We start from the raw sequence: 20,881 nt of genomic DNA on the forward strand, positions 1-20,881 counted from the left end.
GGATAAAATGAAAAGAAAAGCGCACAAAAAGGTTTCCCGTCTGGATAAAAGAGGGAATATCCCTGTATGACTTCTAGGAGGAAAATGAATGAAACTGCATAATGGTTCACTTTATTGGCCAAAAACGATCAGCAGTACACAAAAATATCCCGAGCTCCGCGAATCCCTTACATGCGATGTTCTCATTGTTGGCGGGGGGATGTCCGGCGCCTTGTGCGCCCACACTCTTTCTGCCTATAATCTGAAAACCGTGCTCGTTGAAAAAAGAATTGTGGGAAGCGGAAGTTCGTCTGCCAACACCGGGCTGCTTCAATTTTCAAATGACAAAATGCTGCATGAATTTATAAAGGAAATCGGCAAGGATCAGGCCGTGCGTTTTTATAAGATGTGCTTAAAAGCGGTGGACGAGCTTGAGAAAACGGCAAGGAGCCTGTCTAAGCCGGTCGAATTTAACAGACGGAAAAGCCTGTATTATGCGAGCGACTCAGGAGATGTGTCAAAGCTGAAAAAAGAGTTCAAGGCGCTTTCCAAGCATGGGTTTCCAGTCTCTTTTTTAGAAGAAGATGAGATTGAAGAACGGTTTGGTTTTAAAAAGCCTGCTGCGCTTCTGACTGGCGGGGATGCAGAGGTAAATCCATACAAATTTGCTCAGACCCTGCTCGAAGATGCCCATACCCGCGGCGTGCAAATTTATGAGAACACGGCTGTTGAAGAGGGTGACCGCGAGGGAGAGTATGTCGTTATGCACACTCCGCACGGAACCATCCGGGCAAAGAATGTCGTTTACTCAACCGGGTATGAAACGATACCATTTGCCAAAAAGCTGGGTGCGGATGTAAACAGAACATATGCGATTGCCACAACACCTGTTGCCTCTTTAGAAAAGTGGGAGGATAAAAGCTTAATCTGGGAGACGAAACGGCCCTACTTTTATATGAGGACAACGGTCGACGGAAGAATCGTTGCCGGCGGACTTGATGAAGACAAGATGGAAGCTCCGAGCAATGATGACATCATCCGCGAGCGCGGCCGGCGCCTGCTAGATAAAATCAAGGAGCATTATCCTTCATATGACATGGAGGTCGACTCCGCCTGGGGAGCAAGCTTCGGCGAATCAGATGATGGCCTTCCCTTCATCGGACAGCATCCGAAAAAAGACAATATCTACTATTGTCTAGGGTTCGGCGGCAACGGCACGGTCTATTCGATGCTTGGAGCAGAAATCATCAAAGATCTGATTTTATACCAGTCCCATCCGGATGCAGACATTGTCCGGCTGGACAGATAGGGAAAGCTGCGGCTTTCCTTTTTTGTGTTTTTCTGCAGCAAAAAACCGGCACAAGGCCGGCTTTTCCATCATTTTTGCTTTTCATCATAATATTGAACGGGATACATGGAGCCTTCTGAGACCATTGTGTTGTCATCGATGTCTTCCGGATCCGGATGTCCCGCTTTTTCAACAGGGAATGAATCTGTGTTTTTGCGCGAGAAATAAGGAATTTTATTTTTCGTGCTTTGTACAAATTCCGTTACCTTTTCACGGTTTGCTTTGTCCTTCAGTAAATAGGATGTGACGCCGACTCCGACTGTCGAGATCGCAATGCCTGAAATTAATGCTTTTTGTCTCATGCTTGATGCTCCTTCCGTTTTGCATATTTTTAAGTGTTTCTTACTTTTACCCGCTTATCAAATTGCAAAACATGGGGGCTTACGATTTCAGGATCGATTCGGCACTTAAAGCCGTTTCGTTCATAAGGTCTGCGATTTTTTTATTATCATCACTGAGGGTTTCAATCGTCGCACTCATCTCCTGCATGCTGGCGGAGGCCTGCTCAATGATCGCCGCAAGTTCATTGGTTGAACGCTCGACATTTGCCGTGTTTGTCTCTACGTCACCAGAGATAGCTTCAAAGCCTGTGAAGCTTTCTGTCATATTGGCCAATTTCTCTTTCAGCTGCTGGAAATTCTCGTGGACTTCCCGGGTTGCCTCGAGGCTTGTCAGCAGGTTGGCGCTGCTTGCCGCCATTTTTTCTTCTGCTTCCCCGCTCGTTTGATTCACCTGTTTCAGATTTTCCGTGATTTTTTTATTGGCATCATTCGTTAATTCGGCAAGCTTGCGGATTTCCTGGGCAACGACCGAAAATCCTTTGCCGGCCTCTCCCGCTCTTGCCGCTTCGATTGATGCATTTAATGCCAGAAGATTTGTCTGTTCAGTAATCTGGCGGATTGTGTTTGTGAACTGATTGGTTTCTTCAATCTTCAGGTTCAGGTTTTTAAACGTCGTATTTAAAGCCGTCACGATTTGATTCAGTTCATTCATTTCTGTCATCAGCCTGCTCACTTTTTCACCGCTCCTGTCCGCAATGCGGCTGGCCTGTCTGGAGTCTTCGTTCAACAGGGAAGAAATCTCGTTCAGCTCGTTCATGGAAAGCATGTTGTTGTGGGCACTTTCCGCAATTTCACTGATTTGCTCGCTCTGGATCTGGCTGCCGGCAGAAACTTCATTAATGGCAATCGTCATTTCTGCCTGGGCGCGTGTATTCATCTGCACTCTCTCGTTCGCTTTGGACACACTGTCAGCAATCCGGGAAGCGGCCTGTTCAAGCTTATGTCTCTGTTCTTCTTTTCGGCCTGCTTCAGCTTCGGCATCCGCTATGAACTGCTGCAGGACCTTGAACTGTTTTTTATTCAGATGGATGAGCACGCCAAGCAGGACCCCTGTTAAAAGATAGGCAAGAACAATGGCGCCCATGCTGCCTGAAATGATTTCCTGTTCTGCAGAGGGCACCGATGCATTGACAAAAAGGGTCACTAGGCCAAGGCCAAATCCAGTTGCAAAAACTGTAGAGTAGTAAGGCACCGCTGAAAAAACGGCCTGAAAAAAGAGGACTGTAATAAGTGCAAGATTCGCGCCGGTTATAAAGACTGAGGCGCATGCAAGAAGATAAATCATCACAACAGTGAAGTACGGGAACAGCCTGTCCCTTTTCAAATAACGGAACAAAACATAAAAACCGATCAGTAGCACACAGTCAGCTGAATAGATCGGTACCTGCTCCATCTGCCCCGTGACCAGGACGTAAATCAGTGCAAATAAAGATGACGCTCCAAACGTAAACAGCATCAGCTTGTTTTTGCTCAATAAATCATCGTGTTTTACCTTTTCAATCGCTGTCATACATGTTCTCCCCTGTGTTCAAGTTGGTTTACTTACTATATCGACAGCGCTTACAGATTTTTTATATAACGAAAAAAAGAACTCCAAATGAAACTGGAGTTCCTTATCTTATTCCATTAAAGCCCATTTAACTGAAAAACTAATTTGATCTAACTGACAACATTTTTTTAAGTATTCTAATTTGACCTCTATGGTTAATTTCATCTTCAAAGACATGAAACCAGATAAAATAATGATTAGATGGATGGTTATCCCATAATCTATTTTCATACAGCCATTGATCATTTAATTTCGCAAATTCCCTTAGAGTTCTTTTTCGTACTTCTTCAAGTTTTGTAATGTAAAAATCTAAGGCGTTACCTCTAATATTTTGCCTCCCTTTTTCACCAAGATTATATGGGTCTCCCCATTCAGCCATCTCTTTTTGATTCGGGGTTCTACCATCAAAAATCTCGATTTGAAATCCCTTTTCAATTGCAGCAATATGTAATAACAATGCTCCTATGCTATTAGAATCCTTGTTTGGCAAAAAGTCTAACTCTTCAACAGTTAAACCATTTACAGCCTCTAAAGTTGTTTTTCTAGCATATTCCATCTGTGAAACCAAATGACCTATTTGATGTGTAAAACCTTGTAACTCAGTAATCTTATAATCCACTAAAAAAGCACCCACTTTTCTTTTTAATACAGATATAACTAGACTGCACAATTCCTTAATTTGAAAAGGCAATTACACTGTGCTGCAGAAACGAATTTTATATTTCTAGTCTATTTTCTAATATAGTTTTGACCCTATTACTTTCTTCATGCTTATTTATGTATTCAAAAAAACCAATTCGATTTCCCCAAGGGTCATTAAATGTAGACCATCTAACGGGGACTTCTTCTCTAGAAAATATTTCAAAAGAATCGACATTTAATTTTTTGCTCATTCTACTTTTTTCGTTTTCAATTGACAATACTCCAAAACGAATTGGTCCACTCCCTTCGGTCGTTGTGCCTTCAGAAACCTGAAGCCAGCACCCGGGAATAATCTCCCATTCCGCAAATCCTTCATGTGGTATAAAATCAGGGTCTTTATTTAATAAAACTTTGTACCACTTTAACCCTTCGGTAAAATCAGATACACGGACTTGATAAGTCACTTCAAAAATCAATGTATATTCCCTCCTTAATTGAAGAATTAAAACTATTCCTTGTTTAACATTCCTGCCCTCTAATTAAATAACTTATATTTCCATTTTAGCATAATCATAATATCCTGCTTTAATGATATAAATGAAAAAGCACACCATTATAACCGTTAAATGGTGTGCGGATTATTTTGCGCTTCACTGTCTTTCACCTTTGAGCCGTCCCTGTTACTCATTCAGCGCTTCTTTTTATTCCTGCTATAGATATCAAACCAAACCGCAAGAACCAGAATACTTCCTTTTACAATCAGCTGCCAGTACGCATCAATGTTCATGATGCTCATGCCGTTATCCAGGCTCGCCATTACGAGTGCTCCAATGATCGCTCCCGGGATGGTTCCGATTCCGCCCATCAAGCTTGTGCCCCCGATAACGCAGGCTGCGATTGCATCGAGCTCATACATGTTTCCTGCTCCAACGGTTGCCGCGTTAACACGAGCCGTCAGGACAAGACCTGCGATGGCTGCAAGTGTATTTCCAAGAACAAAAACGAGGAGAATTCTGCGCTTTATGTTAATGCCTGAGAGCACAGCGGCTTCGGGATTGCCCCCAATGGCATACACCTGTCTGCCGAATACCGTCTTTTTGGCGATAAAGTGAAAAAGAACAGCGAGTATGATGACCGTGATAAATGGCACCGGAATTCCCTGGTACTGATTCATCAAGTAAATGAACGTAAAAATCAGAAGTCCGAGGCCCACTGAAGCAATCAGCGTCCAGTTCATGGAAAGAACATCAAATCCATACTTGATGCGCGCGTTTCTTTGTCTGATCAAAAAGTACACGGCAAGGATAAACGCAATAGCTCCCATGATAAGACCTGCAGCAGGCGTCACATATCCCTGTCCGATGATTTTGAGGCTGGGTGAAAGCGGAGCTACCGTCATGCTTCCGGTTATACCGGTCAGTATTCCCCGGAAAATAAGCATCCCTCCGAGTGTGACGATAAAGGCAGGTACGGCCCTGTATGCAATCCACCAGCCCTGCCATAGACCAATCAGCGCACCCAATACCACTGTTGCAATAATAACGGGTATCGTATCCCAGCCAAGCCAGACGTTCAGGATCGCTGCTACGCCTCCCGTCAGTCCGACAAGCGAGCCGACTGAGAGGTCAATCTGTCCGGACACGATGATCAGGACCATTCCTATTGCAAGGATCGACGTTACGGACATCTGCAAAAAGAGATTGGATAAGTTCCGCGGGGTAAGAAAGGTATCATTTAAGACGGAAAATAAAATCCAGATGATGAGAAGGGCGCCAATCATGGAGTAAGCGCGGATATCGATTGTAAACAAATTGATTTTCTTTTCTTTTACTGCTGGCTGTTTCACGGTTTCGGGATTTGTGCTCATCCTGCAAGTCCTCCTGTCGCTGCTCTCATAATGTTTTCCTGGGTGGCATTTTCTGCATGGAATTCACCTGTGAATTTCCCTTCTGACATCACCAGAATTCTGTTGCTCATGCCAAGTACTTCAGGCAGCTCAGACGAAATCATGATGATGGCCACTCCCTCGTTTACGAGCTCATTCATAATGTGATAGATTTCAAGCTTCGCTCCAACGTCAATTCCCCTCGTCGGTTCATCAAGGATCAAAATTTTAGGTTTCGTCATCAGCCATTTTCCAATGACAACCTTCTGCTGGTTCCCCCCGCTCAGTGTGCCGGTGACTGTTTCAACAGATGGCGCTTTTATTCTCAGCTGTTTTAAATACTGGTTCCCGCTGCGGATTTCTTCATTCCGGTTGATGACGCCGAGGGATGAGACGCGCCTCAGGCTCGGAAGCGTCACGTTGTTCTGGATATCCATGTTCAGGACAAGTCCGAATTTTTTCCGGTCCTCCGATACGAGCGCAAGTCCGTTTTCGATTGCCTGCTTGACGGATTTGTTATTCGCACTCTTCCCGTCGATCTCCACACTGCCTTCTGAATAGCCCGCGTAAGCGCCGAACAAGCTCATCACAAGCTCCGTTCTTCCTGAACCCATCAGCCCTGCAATCCCAAGGATTTCTCCTTTTTTCACTTGGAATGAGACGGAATCAATGACTTTTTTCCCTGGCATATCAGGATGATAAACCGTGTAGTCCTCAACCTTCAGAATGGTCTCTTTCGGGTTTGCGGCCATACGGGGATAGCGGTCTTTGATTTCGCGTCCCACCATGTATGCGATGACTTTGTCTTCCGTGAGATCGGCCGTTTTTTGGGAAGTGACCGTTTTTCCGTCGCGGAGAACCGTGATCGTATCGGCAATATCAAACACTTCTCCGAGCTTGTGGGAGATGTAGATGCAGGTGACGCCCCGCTCCCTGAATTCTTTTAGGATCGCAAGCAGAATTTTGACTTCCTGTTCAGTCAGTGCAGCAGTCGGTTCATCTAAAATCAGGATCTTGGCCTTTTTTGAAAGAGCCTTTGCAATTTCGACAAGCTGCTGCTGGCCGATGCCGAGTGTTCCGGTAATTGTATCGGGGCTTACGCCTTTCAGACCGACCTCAGCAAGCCATTTCTCGCACATCTGAATCATCTTATTTTGATCGATAATGCCGAAGGTTGCGGGCTCATTGCCGAGAATGAGATTTTCTGCCACCGTCATTTGCCGGACAAGAGCGAGCTCCTGATAAATGATGGAGATGCCCGCTTTTTCTGCATCCTTAATCGTTTTAAAAGACTGCACTTCTCCGTCCAGCGTTATCTCGCCTGAGTAAGAGCCTGAAGGATACAGCCCGCTCAGCACCTTCATAAGCGTGGATTTTCCGGCACCGTTCTCTCCGCAGAGCGCATGGATTTCGCCTTTTTCCACTTGAAACGTGACGTCATCAAGAGCCTTCACGCCTGGAAATTCTTTCGTAATACTCGTCATTTCAAGAACAGATGACACGACTTCCCCCTCCAATTCATTAAAATGTCTAGAAAAAAATGCGGAATTATCGAGAATTCCGCATTTTTCAATGTATGGTACAGCTTTAAAGGTTTCACGCTTGCGTTGGGTATGCAGAGGATCGGCACTCGCCTGAGTGTTACCACTTTTGCATACCCAACGACTGGATTTGTGGCGGCACTTGCCTGAATGGTGCCACTTTCACATACCACCAGAAACGATTTGTGGCGGCACTCGCCTTAGTGATGCCACTTTTGCATACTTACAGACACGATTTGTGGCGGCACTTGCCTGAGTGATGCCACTTTTGCATACTCACAGACTTGATTTGTGGCGGCACTTGCCTGAGTGGTGCCACTTTTGTATACTCACAGACACGATTTGTGGCGGCACTTGCCTGAGTGGTGCCACTTTCACATACCACCAGACAAGATTTGTGGCGGCACTTGCCTGAGTGATGCCACTTTTGCATACCGACAGACACAATTTGTGGCGGCACTCGCCTGAGTGGTGCCACTTTCACATACCACCAGACCTGATTTGTGGCGGCACTTGCCTGAGTGGTGCCACTTTCACATACCACCAGACACGATTTGTGGCGGCACTTGCCTGAGTGATGCCACTTTTGGACACCCACAGACACGATTTGTGGCGGCACTCGCCGGAGTGGTGCCACTTTTGCATACCCAACGACTGGATTTGTGGCGGCACTCGCCGGAGTGATGTCACTTTTGCTTACCCACCGATTGGATTTGTGGCTGCGCCCTGGTCTTTCTTGTGCCCCAGCCCTTTACTTGTACACATCCTCTTTCTTATGAAACCCGTCTTTAATGATGGTGTCATCGATGTTGTCTTTGTTTACCGGTACCGGGTCAAGCAGAAGTGATGGGACATCGATTTTTCCATTGTTCACTTTACCGTTTGTTTCAACCTCTTCGCCATTGGCCATTTTCACTGCAAGGTCAGCAACGGTTTCTGCAATCAGGTTGATTGGCTTGTAAACCGTCATCGTCTGTGTGCCTTCTACGATCCGCTGTGCAGCCGCAAGCTCGGCATCCTGTCCTGAAACTGGAATCTTTCCTGCAAGACCTTGTGCAGCAAGAGCCTGAATCACACCGCCTGCCGTACCGTCATTTGCTGCTACAACAGCATCGACTTTGTTGTTGTTCGCTGTAAGAGCATTTTCCATATTGGCAAGGGCATTTGCCGGATCCCACTCTTCTGTCCACTGGTCATAGACGACTTTAATGTCGCCGCTGTCAATTAGAGGCTGCAGGACGTTCATTTGCCCCTTTTTGAAAAGATGGGCATTGTTGTCTGTATCCGCGCCTTCAATCAGTACATAGTTCCCTTTGGGAACTAGCTCAGTGATGGCTGTTGCCTGCATTTCTCCTACACGCTCATTGTCAAAGGATACATAGAGATCAACATCCGAATTTTTAATCAGACGGTCATATGAGATGACTTTCACATCTTCCTGGTGAGCCATTTCTACGATGGACGCGGCAACCTCAGCGTTATGAGGCACCACTACCAGAATGTCTACACCCTGGCTGATCAGGTTTTCAGCCTGTGCAATTTGTTTCGCATCGTCCCCGTTTGCTGATTGAACATTTACTTTTGCGCCAAGCTCCTCAGCTTTTGCCACAAATAGATCACGGTCGCGCTGCCAGCGTTCTTCTTCAAGCGTGTCCATTGAGAATCCGATGACAAGCTCATCATCCTTGCCCGCCTTTTCGCCGTCGCCTTTGGTTGGCTCTGAGCCGGAGCTGACACAAGCAGTAAGACCAAACACAAACATCATCAGCATTAGTAGCATTAACCCTTTCTTCATTTCCCCATTCCCCCTTGGAATTTCAATCTTACAAGACTAACTTTATCACCTTTGTAAGCGGTTTATTTAATGTGATTTCTGTACTTTTTTAAGATATATAGCATTATTTTCAGAATGATAGTAACCGCTTTCTTTTCTCCTAAAAAAGACTGTACCTCCAATTGTTTATTAGCGGTACAGTCTTTGCCGGTCAATGAGAATGAGCCTCTTCTTTTTCCTCATAAACATATGGCTGTGAAGGAGGATCTATTTTTGAGATTTCTTTAATTTGCAGATAGGGAATCTCAGTGGATGAATACACAGTAGTCTGCAGCTCTCCCGAGACACTGACCCACTGACGGTCGTTAAAATCCGCTGCATTTTCTGTCGCGGAAAAAAGACCGTATAACCCGTCATGTTCATCTTTGCAGCACGGATCACCGCTTCTTGCAACGACAAACTGTGTCTGTTTAAAATCCTTTTCCCGGTGGACAAATCCAGTCAGTTCAATCTGTTTCCCCTCAAATTCTTTCGGAAAACGGTCCAGAACATCCAGGACGGAGGTGTAATTTTCATTTGTAAGAATGATTGTATCCATCTTCAGTAGTTCATTTTTTTGATTCTGGTAATAATCATCCGGCTTCTCTTCTGCATGATGATCACCTTCAAGCTCAGGCTTATACTTTTCATCCAGCTCTTCCATATAGCTGTCCGGGTCTTCTAAATACTCTTTCGCATTTGCGAAAGGCTCTTCTGTTTTCTGTGCAGCTTCTTGCTTTTCCGGCTCTGCTTTTTCCGGCTGCATGCTCATTCCAAAAATTAAAACAATACTTCCTATTATGACAAGACCGATAGCGGCCATTAAGAAATTTTTCACTTGATTAACTCCCACTCCATTTATAAGAATTGCTCTTTACAGTGTAACAAAAAAGAAAGGAGTTTCGTTAAGAAGAAACTCCCAATCACTTATCTTTTTGTCCGATAGAGACCAGCGAATCCTTATACTGACTGGGAGATTTTTTGCATACTTTTTTAAATACTCTGCTGAAGTAGTTCGGGTCGTTATAGCCGACCTCAAAAGCAATTTCCTTTAAGCTGCGGGAGCCTTTTTCCATCAGCTTTTTTGCTTTTTCAATCCGGCATTTTGTCAAATAATCGATATAGCTGATGCCGAGTTCTTCTTTGAAAATCTTGCTCACGTACTGCGGAGATAGGTTAAATTCCTTTGCCATTGCCTCAAGCGACAAATCGGTGTGGCAGTTTTTCCTGATATGCTGCTTCATGCGGTTCGGGATATCCTCCTGAAGATTTTCAGTCACCCGCTTGTATTGGCTCATGACATCTTCCAGGATAAAATTCACTTCTGTTTTCATTTGCAAATAAGAGGCTGCGCTGAATGAAAAGACTGGCTTTCTGATCACAAAGCCCATTTCATCCAAGTAGCGAATCATTAATGTCATCGTGTCATAGACTTTTTGCTCTGCTTCAGCAAGGGGGTGCTGAAATTTCTCAAAATAAGCGGTCATTGCCTGAAAATGACTGCGCACTCCTTCCCACTCCCCGATCCGTAATTCCTCGAGAATCAGCTCTTCAATGTGGTGCATGTCTCTGTCTTTGATTCTTTCGTTGGAAATGATATCGCTGTAAAAGCTGTATCTTGCTTTAGAACCTGCTGATATAGAGGCACGGAGCGCTTCGTAGTACGACTGTCTGATTTGCTCGAGCGCAGGGTAGGCCTTGCCGATTCCAATCGCTGCTGATGCAGAAAATACACCGCTTAGGTTATGCAGGATTTTTTGCACGAGCGATACCGCGTTCCGGCGGTACTGGTGAATCTCTCCTTCTGCAAACACAATAATCGGCACCTGCAGGCCGGACATCGGCCCTACCCAGCCTTTTGTATGCAGCTGAATGGTCCGTTTCAGCTCTCCGTACATTTGCTCGAGCCGTCCGGTGAGCGTATCCTGGGAAAAGTGAATGAGGATCACATAGGATGGCTGCTTCTGATCAACATTCAATAGGCCCATGCATTCATGGAGATGAACGTCGTGAACATGGTCAAATAAAAGCTGTGTGACGAGGTCCGCCTCTACGATCGGTATCATTTTCTGCATGCGTTCTTCTGTTTGCTGCTTTCGTTCGGATTCGAGCCTGTCTTTTTTAATATCATCAATGACCTTTTGAATGGTAGAGAGAATGACCTCCCGCTTGCTCGGCTTCAGCAGATAATCCTTTACCCCGAGCCGCAGCGCCTGCTGGGCATAGTCAAACGTATCGTAGGACGATACAATCAGGATTTTAGCGTCCGGCACGATTTTCTGGATTTCCTTGATGGCTTCAAGACCATTGATGCCGGGCATTTTTATATCCATGAGCAGAATGTCAGGCTTATGCTCTGCCGCAAGTTCAATCGCTCTCCTGCCGTTTTCCGCCATCCCGACAATTTGAATGTCTCTGAATTCTGTTTCAATGATTTTCTTTAACGCAATTCTTTCAATCTCTTCATCTTCCGTGATTAAGAGCTTCATCTCTTTCACTCCTCTGAAGGAAATTTGACGGCGATGACAGTGCCCTCAGCAGACGACTGAATGTTCATCACATCCCGTTTATTTGTAAAAAGGCGCAGTCTCTGTACAACGTTTCTCAGGCCGATTCCGGTTGATTTGCTTTGAATGATCCCTGTCTGCTGCTCCGACAGCACCTGCTCCTTCACGGAATCCGTCATCCCAAGGCCATGGTCTTCCACGGAAACAACAACCTCTCCGTCCTCTCTAAACACCTTTATTCCAATGTATCCGCCTTCCTCAAAAGGCTCCACACCGTATTTAAACGCGTTCTCAACAATCGGCTGCAGAAAAAACGGCGGAACTTCATAGTCCAGGCAGGCTTCTTCAATTGTAAAATCATAGGAAATCCGTGATGAGAACCGCGCTTTTAAAATCGTCAAGTATTCCTTTACAAGTTCAAGCTCATCCTTGAGCGATACATTTTCATCAACACTTCGGAGGTTATACCTCAGAAGGTTTGCGACTGTCGATATTAAGTCGCTGGTCTCTAGGGCATTCTCCAAATAGGCTTTTTTCGACAGGGTATTCAGCGTATTGAACAGGAAATGCGGATTGATCTGATTGTGCAGCCTCTTTAACTCACTTTCTTTTAAAAGCAGCTGATACTCTTTGATTTCTTTTTCAAGCTTGGCTTTCTCCTGAATTTCGGCAACCAGCTCTTTGATGTTTTCACGCATTCTGTCAAACGTCTTGGCCAAAAACGATATTTCATCGTTGCTTTTAACCCTGATCGGATGATCAAAGTTCCCCGCCGCCACCTCTTTTGCCCCTTGAGTTAAAAGATAGATCGAGCGGGTGATGCCTTTTGAGAACCAGTACGAAAATCCAATCGAAATGATCAGAACGATCCCGAGAATCCAGAGGCCGAGAGACCGGAGCCTGCTTGTGACTTCAATCATCGATTCATAAAATTGCTTCTGATTCGTCAGTTCTTTTTTAAACAGCAGCAGCGTCGTTTCATCGATGAATTTGGAAATCTGCAGCGCTTCATCGTAGGCAGCCTGCGAGTTCTGGCGCTTATCGAGCTTATGCATCATCATCGTTAAATCCATCGCCTCAATCTGGCTGTCTAGCATGAAAATATAATCTGTTAAAGCAATCGCATTCGCCTGGTTTTTAAGCTGATCCAGCTTTTTTTTAGAGTCGTTCAGTCTTTTGCGGTGCATCTCATAGCTTGCCTGATTGGCAGGAGAAGGTGTGCTGACATACTGGCTGAGCTTTGCAAGCGCGGTCTGGCTAGTCGTCGAGACATGATTTAACAGCAAATACCGTTCAAGAATATTGTTGTACTCATAAATAGATTTCTGGTTAATATAGCTGATGGCTGTCCAGAAGGCGCCCATGATCATGATAATGATGAGCGACATCGTGAGGATTTTTCTCTGAATTCTCGTCACGGTCTGCTTCCCTCCGTCATGACCCCTGTTTTGGTGTAAGTCGTGACGGGCAGAGGCAGGTCCTTCTTTTCAAGCCATTTCACCATGGTTTCGACGCCTTTTTCACCCATTAAGGCATGACTGTGGCTGATTGTGCCTTCAATCTTTCCGCTCCGCAAAAGATTCATCGTTTCCTGGGTATTATCAAATGTATAGACCTTAAACCCCGAAAGGGCCGATCTCGCTTCAATTGTCCGGACGATGATGTCCCCGTCATCCACTCCCGTCCCTATCAGCACCTTCATGGACGGGTACTGATTGAGGAGCTCATTGGTCTGGTCCTCTGCATGCTGCTTATTGGTCTCAGCCAGTTTAATAGAGGATCCCTTAAGGCTGTCCATCAGCCCTTTCATTCTTTCGTTTTCAATAGATGTCACCATGTTCCCTTTGATGATGCCGATGGTTTCATTGACTGAAAGTGTCTTTTTTAAGTAGTTTCCAAGCTCGAGGCCGGTCTCATAGTGATTGGATCCGATGTAGGATTTCCGGAGACTGTCAGGCAGGTCAGCCATGATTGTCACCACCGGAATCCCCTGTACCGTGGCCTTTTGGATCGTCTCTTTAAAAGAAGCATCGTCAATGCCGAGCAGCAAGATGCCGTCAACCTTGGAGGAGATGGCCATATTCATCGCTTTTTGCAGCTCTTCGTTATCAGGCAGATTGGTCCCTTTAATGTCGAGGCTGACCTTAGCCTGAACGGCGGCCGATTCTACCCCTGTGATCACCTGATTCCAGTAGGCATCGCCAAGAAAGGGAGAGATCAGCACCAGCCGGTACCGGTACTCCTCCGCTTCAGCCTGCGCAGAAAACGATTGACTCGATTGATAGATTTGAAATAGCTGATAGATTGGAAAAAGAGAAAGAAGAATAAAAGCAAATAGAACCAGTTTTATACGACGTTTCATGAAATCACCATATTTATAGGACTTTTCATTCATTATAAGGGATTGGCCGGTATTGTAAACGCTTTTATTTTTAGCGTTGTGATCATATTTGGGGCTGCTGCTTTGGGAAACAGTCCAATTTTGAACGGGTACGGTCCAAAACAGGCTGCTAACAATCCAAACCAGTTGTTTAACAAGCCAAAACTGCCATCTAACAAGCCAAACTTATGCCCTAACAAGCCAGCGAGGAAACTAGTGGGGAATCCTTTCAAATTCAGCCCAAAACAAAAACCCCCGGGAATCCCGAGGGTTATATGTCAAATCTTATTCTGTGATACGTTAATACGATTCATTGCCCGGCGCAGTGCAAGCTCGGCGCGCTTGAAATCGATGTCGTCTTTGTTTGTGTTCAGACGTTCTTCAGCGCGGTCCTTTGCTGCTTGTGCACGAGTTAGATCAATATCTTCTACAGTCTCGGCAGCCTGTGCCAAGATTGTGACTTTGTCAGGCCGTACTTCTAAAAAGCCGCCGCTAACAGCCACGAGTTCCGTGGATTTTCCTGTTTTCAACCGGACTGCTCCGATTTGAAGAGGAGCTACCAGCGGAATATGACCTGGCAAGATTCCAAGCTCACCGCTTTGAGCTTTTACACTTACCATTTCGACGTCTGCATCGTAAACTGGGCCATCGGGAGTAACGACATTGACTTGTACTGTCTTCATACTCTATACCCTCCTGCGTCCCAAAATTAGACTTCTACACCCATGCTCTTCGCACTTTCGATTACATCTTCAATGCGTCCTACGAGACGGAATGCATCTTCAGGAAGATGGTCGTATTTGCCTTCAAGGATTTCCTTGAAGCCTTTAACTGTTTCTTTAACAGGAACGTAAGAACCTGCTTGACCAGTAAACTGCTCAGCAACGTGGAAGTTTTGGGATAAGAAGAATTGAACTCGGCGTGCACGGTGCACGACTAATTTATCTTCATCAGAAAGCTCATCCATACCAAGGATGGCAATGATATCCTGAAGTTCTTTGTAACGCTGCAGTGTTTGCTGTACTTGACGTGCAACCGCATAGTGCTCTTCTCCAACAATTTCAGGAGACAATGCGCGTGATGTCGAAGCAAGCGGATCCACCGCCGGGTAGATACCCATTTCAGATAGTTTACGCTCAAGGTTCGTTGTTGCATCCAAGTGAGCGAATGTTGTTGCAGGAGCCGGATCCGTATAGTCATCGGCAGGTACATAGATCGCCTGGATCGATGTAACAGAACCAACGTTAGTAGACGTGATACGCTCCTGAAGCTGACCCATTTCAGTTGCAAGTGTCGGCTGGTAACCTACCGCAGAAGGCATACGGCCAAGAAGGGCTGATACCTCTGAACCTGCTTGCGTGAAACGGAAGATGTTATCCATGAAGAAAAGAACGTCTTGTCCTTGGTCATCACGGAAGAATTCAGCCATTGTAAGACCTGTAAGTGCAACACGCATACGTGCGCCAGGCGGCTCATTCATCTGTCCGAATACCATGGCAGTCTTCTTGATAACACCAGAGTCTGTCATTTCATGGTAAAGGTCGTTTCCTTCACGAGTACGCTCACCTACGCCGGCGAATACAGAGATACCGCCATGCTCCTGAGCGATGTTGTTGATAAGCTCCTGGATAAGTACTGTTTTACCTACACCCGCACCACCGAAAAGACCGATTTTTCCGCCTTTGATGTATGGAGCAAGAAGGTCAACTACTTTAATTCCAGTTTCAAGAATTTCTACCTCAGTAGAAAGCTGATCGAATTTTGGTGCCTGTCTGTGGATTGGATCACGACGAGATTCAGCAGGAATTGCTGCATCCAAATCGATATTGTCTCCAAGTACGTTGAATACACGTCCAAGTGTAACGTCTCCAACAGGTACAGAGATTGCAGCACCTGTATCCAGTACTTCACTTCCGCGAACAAGGCCGTCTGTTGATGCCATCGCAACGGTACGAACTGTGTCGTCACCTAGGTGAAGGGCAACTTCCAATGTTAATTCTGACGCAGCTTCGCCTTCAGTGCGTCCTTGGAAAGTAACTTTAAGGGCGTTATAGATTTCAGGAAGCTGACCGCTTTGGAACTTTACGTCAACAACCGGACCCATAACTTGAGTAACGCGTCCTTTATTCATCGTTTTCCCTCCTAACTTGCTGTCTGAAAGCCCTTAATGGGCATAATTTCTATTCGAGTGCCGCAGCTCCGCCGACGATCTCCGTAATTTCCTGAGTGATCGCAGCCTGACGTGCACGGTTGTATGAAAGAGTAAGACTGTTGATAAGTTCTTTTGCATTGTCCGTCGCATTTTTCATTGCCGTCATACGGGCAGCATGCTCCGAAGCTTTGCTGTCTAAAAGTGCTCCGTAGATGAGACTTTCAGCATATTGTGGTAATAACACTTCTAAAATCTCTTCCTCAGAAGGTTCGAATTCATAAGATGTTTTCTTTGCTGATGTCACTTCAATGTCAGAAAGAGGAAGAAGCTTTTTCTCTGTTACGTCCTGCTGGATGACACTTACGAAATGGTTGTAGTACACATAGATTTCGTCAAATGTTCCATCATTGAACATATTTACAGTATTTGCTGCAAGATCTTTAATCTCGGCAAACGACGTGTCGTCTGCAATGCCTGTTACTTCAAGAGCGATTTGCACGCCTCGTTTCTTGAAGAATTCGCGTCCGATCTTACCCATAGCGATAACAGCATACTCATCTTTTGACGAATGGCGCTTTTGGATTGCCTGGTACACAGTACGAAGAACGTTACTGTTGAGAGCACCTGCAAGTCCGCGGTCAGACGTAATGACGAGGTAAGCCGTTTTCTTCACCGGACGGCTGACAAGCATTGGATGGGATACACCCGTGCTGCCAAGAGCGATGTTTGCAACCACCTCTTGAATCTTATCCATGTAAGGCACAAATGACTTCGCATTGTTTTCGGCACGGTTCAGCTTCGCTGCTGAAACCATCTCCATCGCCTTTGTAATCTGGCTCGTCTTCTTTGTTGAGGTGATTCTTGATTTAATGTCGCGTAATGATGCCAAAGGTTCTCACCACCTTTTTATAAAAATCAACCTGATTCATTTACGTGAAGATAAAGTATGAAGGCAAACCTTCATACTTTACCAAGTTTATTCAGAAATCGCGAATGTCTTTTTGAATGCCGTGATCGCAGCCTGGAAGTCGCTGTCTTCAGGAAGATTTCCAGTTGTGCGGATATGATCAAGCATCGCTTTATTGTTTTGCTCGAGGAATGAGAAGTACTCTTCTTCAAAGCGTTTGATATCTTCTACTGGAATGTCATCCAGGAATCCTTTAGTCAATGCATAAAGAATGGCAACCTGCTTCTCAACTGCAAGCGGTTTGTTCAAGCCCTGCTTTAGAACTTCAACAGTACGCGCACCGCGGTTAAGTTTAGCCTGAGTCGCTTTATCAAGGTCAGAACCGAATTGAGCGAATGCTTCAAGCTCACGGTATGAAGCAAGGTCAAGACGCAGTGTACCTGATACTTTTTTCATTGCTTTGATCTGAGCAGATCCTCCAACACGTGATACGGAAAGACCGGCGTTAACCGCTGGACGCACACCTGAGAAGAAAAGGTCAGACTGAAGGAAAATCTGTCCATCAGTGATGGAGATAACGTTTGTCGGGATGTATGCCGATACATCGCCCGCCTGTGTTTCAATGAATGGAAGAGCAGTCAGTGAACCTGCGCCTTTTGCATCACTGAGTTTTGCAGCACGCTCAAGAAGGCGTGAATGCAAGTAGAATACGTCACCAGGATATGCTTCACGACCTGGAGGACGGCGAAGGAGCAACGAAAGTTCACGGTATGCAGATGCCTGCTTAGTTAAGTCATCATACACAACAAGAACGTGCTTGCCGTTGTACATGAAATGCTCACCCATTGTTACACCTGCATAAGGAGCTAAGAATAATAGCGGTGCAGGCTGTGAAGCAGATGCCGTAACAACGATTGTGTAATCTAATGCGCCATTTTTACGCAGTGTTTCAACTACGCCGCGGACAGTCGATTCTTTTTGTCCAATTGCAACATAGATACAGATCATGTTTTCGTCTTTTTGGTTAAGGATTGTATCGATTGCTACAGATGTTTTACCAGTCTGGCGGTCACCGATGATAAGCTCACGCTGTCCGCGTCCGATTGGAATAAGAGCGTCAATCGCTTTAATTCCTGTTTGAAGCGGTTCATGAACAGATTTACGATCCATAACGCCTGGAGCAGGGCTCTCGATTGGGCGTGTATGTTTTGTTTCGATTGGACCAAGGCCGTCAACAGGCTGTCCCAGAGAGTTTACAACGCGTCCGATCAGTTCCTCACCTACAGGAACCTCCATGATGCGTCCAGTGCGGCGCACTTCGTCGCCTTCACGGATGTCTGCGTATGGTCCGAGGATGATGATACCCACGTTGTTTGACTCAAGGTTCTGAGCCATACCCATTACGCCGTTTGAAAATTCAACAAGCTCTCCAGCCATGACATTGTCGAGGCCATGAGCACGGGCGATACCGTCACCAATCTGGATAACTGTACCTACATCACTAACTTTGATATCAGACTGATAGCTTTCGATTTGCTTTTTAATCAGTGCACTAATTTCTTCTGCTTTGATGCTCATGAGTTTCACCCCTATCTACGATCTTTTTGCAACTAATTGTCGCTCTATACGTTCAAGCTTACCGCTTATACTTCCATCATAAATGCGATTGCCGATACGAAGCTTGACTCCGCCGATCAGATTCTGATCAATTACGTTTCTTAAACGAAGTGAAGTTTTGCCGATTTTTTTGGCAAACGTATCAGACAGCGCTGTTAATTCATCCTGATCAAGCAGCCTTACAGAGTAGACAATCGCATCCTCTGTGCCGCGCTCGTCATTTGCAAGTTTCACAAAATGCTCAGCAAGCTCAGGAATCACGCTGATTCGCTGACGCTCAATCAATAGAAGAACCGTACTTAAAACAGGTTGAGATAAAGAAGCGAACGCTTCACTCATCATGGATTTTTTCTTTTCTAGCAGCACTTTTGGATGTGTAAGCACGTTCAGTAATTCAGGATTCTCCGCTGTTACCTTCTGGATGACAAGCAGTTCCTCTTCAATCTGGTCAATCGTGCGGTTTTCCTTAGCGATTTGAAAAAGAGCCAATGCATAGCGAGCTGCAACTATTTCTTTACTCATCGACCTTCGCCTACCTCTTTGATATAATCGTGGATAAGCTTTTCTTGTTCTTTCTCATTCAATTCTTTTTCAATTACTTTCGTAGCAATTAAAATAGAAAGTGATGCAACTTGCTCACGGAGAGCTGTAATGGCCTGCTCTTTTTCCGTCGCAATTTCTTTAAGCGCAGATTGTTTGATGCGTTCTGCCTCTGAACGAGCTACCAGAATAATATCTTCCTTTTGCTTTTCACCAAGCTTCTTCGCACTCTCCACTAAACTTTGCGCTTCTGTTCTTGCCTGTTTTAAAAGTTCACGCTGTTCTTCAGCAAGCTTCTTTGCTTCCGCATGCTTTGCTTCAGACGCATTAATTTCACTTGCGATGTGCTCTTCACGCTGTTTCATGATGCCCATGACTGGTCCAAGAGCATATTTTCTCAGCAATGCGAGTAAGATTAAGAAGATAACCAGCTGGAATAAAATATCTCCAGTGTTTAATGTTAAACCTGCACCTGCTCCAACAACTAAGTTTGACGTTACCATTGCCCGGTTTCACTCCCTTCAAGTGTTCCATGATGGGTTACTATGAAAAAAAGCTCGAGATTGTACGTTTTGATTCTCGGCCGAATCTTTCCTGCATGAATATAAAAACATAAAGCAATGGCGAAGAAGGGTCAAACACGATCTTCGCCATTTATGTAGAGACAGGAGTCTCTTTATTAACTTCCAAGTACGATAAACGCGATAACTACTCCGATGATCGGAAGTGCCTCAACTAGTGCGATACCGATGAACATGATTGTTTGAAGCTTACCTTGAAGTTCAGGCTGACGAGCAACACCTTCTACTGTACGTGAAACGATAAGACCATTACCAATACCAGCACCAAGTGCCGCTAAGCCGATTGCAATTGCAGCTGCGATTAAATTCATTATTTAAATCCCCTCTCAAAATAGTAAAAGTTTTTTTAAACAGTTGTTACCTATTAATTAGTGGTCGCTGCTCACTTTGTGAGACATATAAACCATAGTTAACATGACAAAGATAAATGCTTGGATCGAACCTACAAAAATACTGAACGCCTGCCATACCATCATTGGAAGTGCGGCTGATACAGCGCCGAGCACGCCTGTTGTAGCAAGGCCAGCCAGAAGACCCAGAAGGATTTCACCAGCATAGATGTTACCGTAAAGACGAAGACCAAGCGTTAATGTGTTGGCAAACTCTTCAATGATCTTGATCGGGAAAAGAAACGCCATCGGACGGAAGAAATCCTTCCCATATTCAGATGTTCCTTTCATTTTCACACCGTAGTAGTGTGTAAGAGCCACGATCATGACTGCAAGAGTAAGTGTAATCGTCGGATCTGCTGTCGGTGATTTCCACCATAGCTCGTGGTTAACTGCAATTGAGAACGGCAGTCCCAGCATATTTGAGACAAATATGTACATTAACAGGGTAACGCCGAGCGTGAGAAATCGTCCGCCGGTATGCCAGTCCATTGAACTGTTGATGATTCCTTTAACGAAATCGACCACCCATTCAAAGAAGTTCTGCATGCCTGTCGGCTTCATCGCCATTCTGCGTGTTGACATTACCGCAATCAGAAATACGATAACACTGGCAACAGTGATCATTAAAACGTTGGATAAGTTAAAAGTAAGACCTAAAAACTCAACTATAGGAGCTCCGTGATGCAATAGATTCACCTCTCTTCCGG

General features: G+C 45.2%; 20 protein-coding genes. 1 reads left to right on the forward strand and 19 read right to left on the reverse strand.

What is annotated here, in order from left to right; genetic code table 11:
• The first annotated feature begins 88 nt into the window (after positions 1–88).
• Positions 89–1,288, forward strand: a complete 1,200-nt coding sequence (locus tag ACK1LH_RS19860) for an NAD(P)/FAD-dependent oxidoreductase (protein ID WP_411334122.1) — start codon at positions 89–91, stop codon at positions 1,286–1,288.
• A 68-nt stretch (positions 1,289–1,356) separates the two neighbouring features.
• Here the strand turns inward: ACK1LH_RS19860 and ACK1LH_RS19865 are convergent, their stop codons facing one another.
• From ACK1LH_RS19865 to atpB, 19 genes are all read right to left on the reverse strand, one after another.
• Positions 1,357–1,629: a hypothetical protein gene (locus ACK1LH_RS19865; protein WP_029566613.1), complete on the reverse strand. Its 273-nt coding sequence runs from the start codon at positions 1,627–1,629 to the stop codon at positions 1,357–1,359.
• Positions 1,630–1,708: 79 nt separating this feature from the next.
• Entirely contained in the window at positions 1,709–3,178 is a 1,470-nt protein-coding gene (locus ACK1LH_RS19870) for a methyl-accepting chemotaxis protein (RefSeq protein WP_411334123.1), read from the reverse strand.
• Positions 3,179–3,317: 139 nt separating this feature from the next.
• Positions 3,318–3,836, reverse strand: a complete 519-nt coding sequence (locus ACK1LH_RS19875) for a DinB family protein (RefSeq protein ID WP_029566611.1) — start codon at positions 3,834–3,836, stop codon at positions 3,318–3,320.
• A gap of 97 nt (positions 3,837–3,933) precedes the next feature.
• Entirely contained in the window at positions 3,934–4,335 is a 402-nt protein-coding gene (locus ACK1LH_RS19880; protein ID WP_411334124.1) for a VOC family protein, read from the reverse strand.
• Between the two features lie 212 nt (positions 4,336–4,547).
• Positions 4,548–5,726, reverse strand: a complete 1,179-nt coding sequence (locus ACK1LH_RS19885; protein WP_411334125.1) for a sugar ABC transporter permease — start codon at positions 5,724–5,726, stop codon at positions 4,548–4,550.
• Positions 5,723–7,246 (reverse strand): xylose ABC transporter ATP-binding protein, encoded by a 1,524-nt coding sequence (locus tag ACK1LH_RS19890; protein ID WP_411334126.1) that lies wholly within the window; start codon positions 7,244–7,246, stop codon positions 5,723–5,725. Before ACK1LH_RS19890 ends, ACK1LH_RS19885 begins: the two co-directional genes overlap by 4 nt.
• A 790-nt stretch (positions 7,247–8,036) precedes the next feature.
• Positions 8,037–9,080, reverse strand: coding sequence for a D-xylose ABC transporter substrate-binding protein (xylF, locus tag ACK1LH_RS19895; RefSeq protein ID WP_411334127.1), 1,044 nt, complete (start codon positions 9,078–9,080; stop codon positions 8,037–8,039).
• Between the two features lie 190 nt (positions 9,081–9,270).
• A complete protein-coding gene (locus ACK1LH_RS19900) occupies positions 9,271–9,936 on the reverse strand; it encodes a hypothetical protein (RefSeq protein ID WP_051827359.1) in 666 nt (221 codons plus the stop codon).
• Positions 9,937–10,021: 85 nt separating this feature from the next.
• The gene (locus ACK1LH_RS19905) at positions 10,022–11,587 is read right to left on the reverse strand and encodes a response regulator (RefSeq protein WP_411334128.1); all 1,566 of its coding nucleotides are present in this window, start codon (positions 11,585–11,587) and stop codon (positions 10,022–10,024) included.
• A 5-nt stretch (positions 11,588–11,592) separates the two neighbouring features.
• Positions 11,593–13,023: a sensor histidine kinase gene (locus tag ACK1LH_RS19910; protein ID WP_411334129.1), complete on the reverse strand. Its 1,431-nt coding sequence runs from the start codon at positions 13,021–13,023 to the stop codon at positions 11,593–11,595.
• Positions 13,020–13,967 (reverse strand): substrate-binding domain-containing protein, encoded by a 948-nt coding sequence (locus ACK1LH_RS19915; RefSeq protein ID WP_411334130.1) that lies wholly within the window; start codon positions 13,965–13,967, stop codon positions 13,020–13,022. The genes ACK1LH_RS19910 and ACK1LH_RS19915 overlap by 4 nt, the downstream gene beginning before the upstream one ends.
• 296 nt (positions 13,968–14,263) lie before the next feature.
• The gene (locus tag ACK1LH_RS19920; protein WP_029283365.1) at positions 14,264–14,668 is read right to left on the reverse strand and encodes a F0F1 ATP synthase subunit epsilon; all 405 of its coding nucleotides are present in this window, start codon (positions 14,666–14,668) and stop codon (positions 14,264–14,266) included.
• Positions 14,669–14,694: 26 nt separating this feature from the next.
• Complete coding sequence (atpD, locus tag ACK1LH_RS19925; RefSeq protein ID WP_029283363.1) at positions 14,695–16,116, reverse strand: F0F1 ATP synthase subunit beta; 1,422 nt, start codon at positions 16,114–16,116, stop codon at positions 14,695–14,697.
• Between the two features lie 49 nt (positions 16,117–16,165).
• Complete coding sequence (gene atpG / locus ACK1LH_RS19930) at positions 16,166–17,026, reverse strand: ATP synthase F1 subunit gamma (RefSeq protein WP_029566602.1); 861 nt, start codon at positions 17,024–17,026, stop codon at positions 16,166–16,168.
• Positions 17,027–17,113: 87 nt separating this feature from the next.
• Positions 17,114–18,622 (reverse strand): F0F1 ATP synthase subunit alpha, encoded by a 1,509-nt coding sequence (atpA, locus tag ACK1LH_RS19935; protein WP_282033674.1) that lies wholly within the window; start codon positions 18,620–18,622, stop codon positions 17,114–17,116.
• Positions 18,623–18,637: 15 nt separating this feature from the next.
• The gene (locus ACK1LH_RS19940; RefSeq protein ID WP_029283358.1) at positions 18,638–19,183 is read right to left on the reverse strand and encodes a F0F1 ATP synthase subunit delta; all 546 of its coding nucleotides are present in this window, start codon (positions 19,181–19,183) and stop codon (positions 18,638–18,640) included.
• Positions 19,180–19,704, reverse strand: coding sequence for a F0F1 ATP synthase subunit B (atpF, locus tag ACK1LH_RS19945; RefSeq protein WP_029283356.1), 525 nt, complete (start codon positions 19,702–19,704; stop codon positions 19,180–19,182). The genes ACK1LH_RS19940 and atpF overlap by 4 nt, the downstream gene beginning before the upstream one ends.
• A 176-nt stretch (positions 19,705–19,880) precedes the next feature.
• Positions 19,881–20,093, reverse strand: coding sequence for a F0F1 ATP synthase subunit C (atpE, locus tag ACK1LH_RS19950; RefSeq protein ID WP_029283354.1), 213 nt, complete (start codon positions 20,091–20,093; stop codon positions 19,881–19,883).
• A 57-nt stretch (positions 20,094–20,150) separates the two neighbouring features.
• Positions 20,151–20,861, reverse strand: coding sequence for a F0F1 ATP synthase subunit A (gene atpB / locus ACK1LH_RS19955; RefSeq protein WP_029566599.1), 711 nt, complete (start codon positions 20,859–20,861; stop codon positions 20,151–20,153).
• Between the last annotated feature and the right edge of the window lie 20 nt (positions 20,862–20,881).

Source organism: Metabacillus indicus (assembly GCF_046603695.1).
Lineage (GTDB): Bacteria > Bacillota > Bacilli > Bacillales > Bacillaceae > Bacillus_P > Bacillus_P indicus.

What these genes read in the sequence shown, in the direction of transcription:
- atpE (WP_029283354.1), bottom strand. Translation starts at nt 20,093, where the DNA reads ATGAATTTAATCGCAGCTGCAATTGCAATCGGCTTAGCGGCACTTGGT.
- ACK1LH_RS19885 (WP_411334125.1), bottom strand. Translation starts at nt 5,726, where the DNA reads ATGAGCACAAATCCCGAAACCGTGAAACAGCCAGCAGTAAAAGAAAAG.
- ACK1LH_RS19920 (WP_029283365.1), bottom strand. Translation starts at nt 14,668, where the DNA reads ATGAAGACAGTACAAGTCAATGTCGTTACTCCCGATGGCCCAGTTTAC.
- ACK1LH_RS19865 (WP_029566613.1), bottom strand. Translation starts at nt 1,629, where the DNA reads ATGAGACAAAAAGCATTAATTTCAGGCATTGCGATCTCGACAGTCGGA.
- ACK1LH_RS19870 (WP_411334123.1), bottom strand. Translation starts at nt 3,178, where the DNA reads ATGACAGCGATTGAAAAGGTAAAACACGATGATTTATTGAGCAAAAAC.
- ACK1LH_RS19860 (WP_411334122.1), top strand. Translation starts at nt 89, where the DNA reads ATGAAACTGCATAATGGTTCACTTTATTGGCCAAAAACGATCAGCAGT.
- atpA (WP_282033674.1), bottom strand. Translation starts at nt 18,622, where the DNA reads ATGAGCATCAAAGCAGAAGAAATTAGTGCACTGATTAAAAAGCAAATC.
- atpD (WP_029283363.1), bottom strand. Translation starts at nt 16,116, where the DNA reads ATGAATAAAGGACGCGTTACTCAAGTTATGGGTCCGGTTGTTGACGTA.
- atpF (WP_029283356.1), bottom strand. Translation starts at nt 19,704, where the DNA reads ATGGTAACGTCAAACTTAGTTGTTGGAGCAGGTGCAGGTTTAACATTA.
- ACK1LH_RS19940 (WP_029283358.1), bottom strand. Translation starts at nt 19,183, where the DNA reads ATGAGTAAAGAAATAGTTGCAGCTCGCTATGCATTGGCTCTTTTTCAA.
- ACK1LH_RS19915 (WP_411334130.1), bottom strand. Translation starts at nt 13,967, where the DNA reads ATGAAACGTCGTATAAAACTGGTTCTATTTGCTTTTATTCTTCTTTCT.
- ACK1LH_RS19905 (WP_411334128.1), bottom strand. Translation starts at nt 11,587, where the DNA reads ATGAAGCTCTTAATCACGGAAGATGAAGAGATTGAAAGAATTGCGTTA.
- xylF (WP_411334127.1), bottom strand. Translation starts at nt 9,080, where the DNA reads ATGAAGAAAGGGTTAATGCTACTAATGCTGATGATGTTTGTGTTTGGT.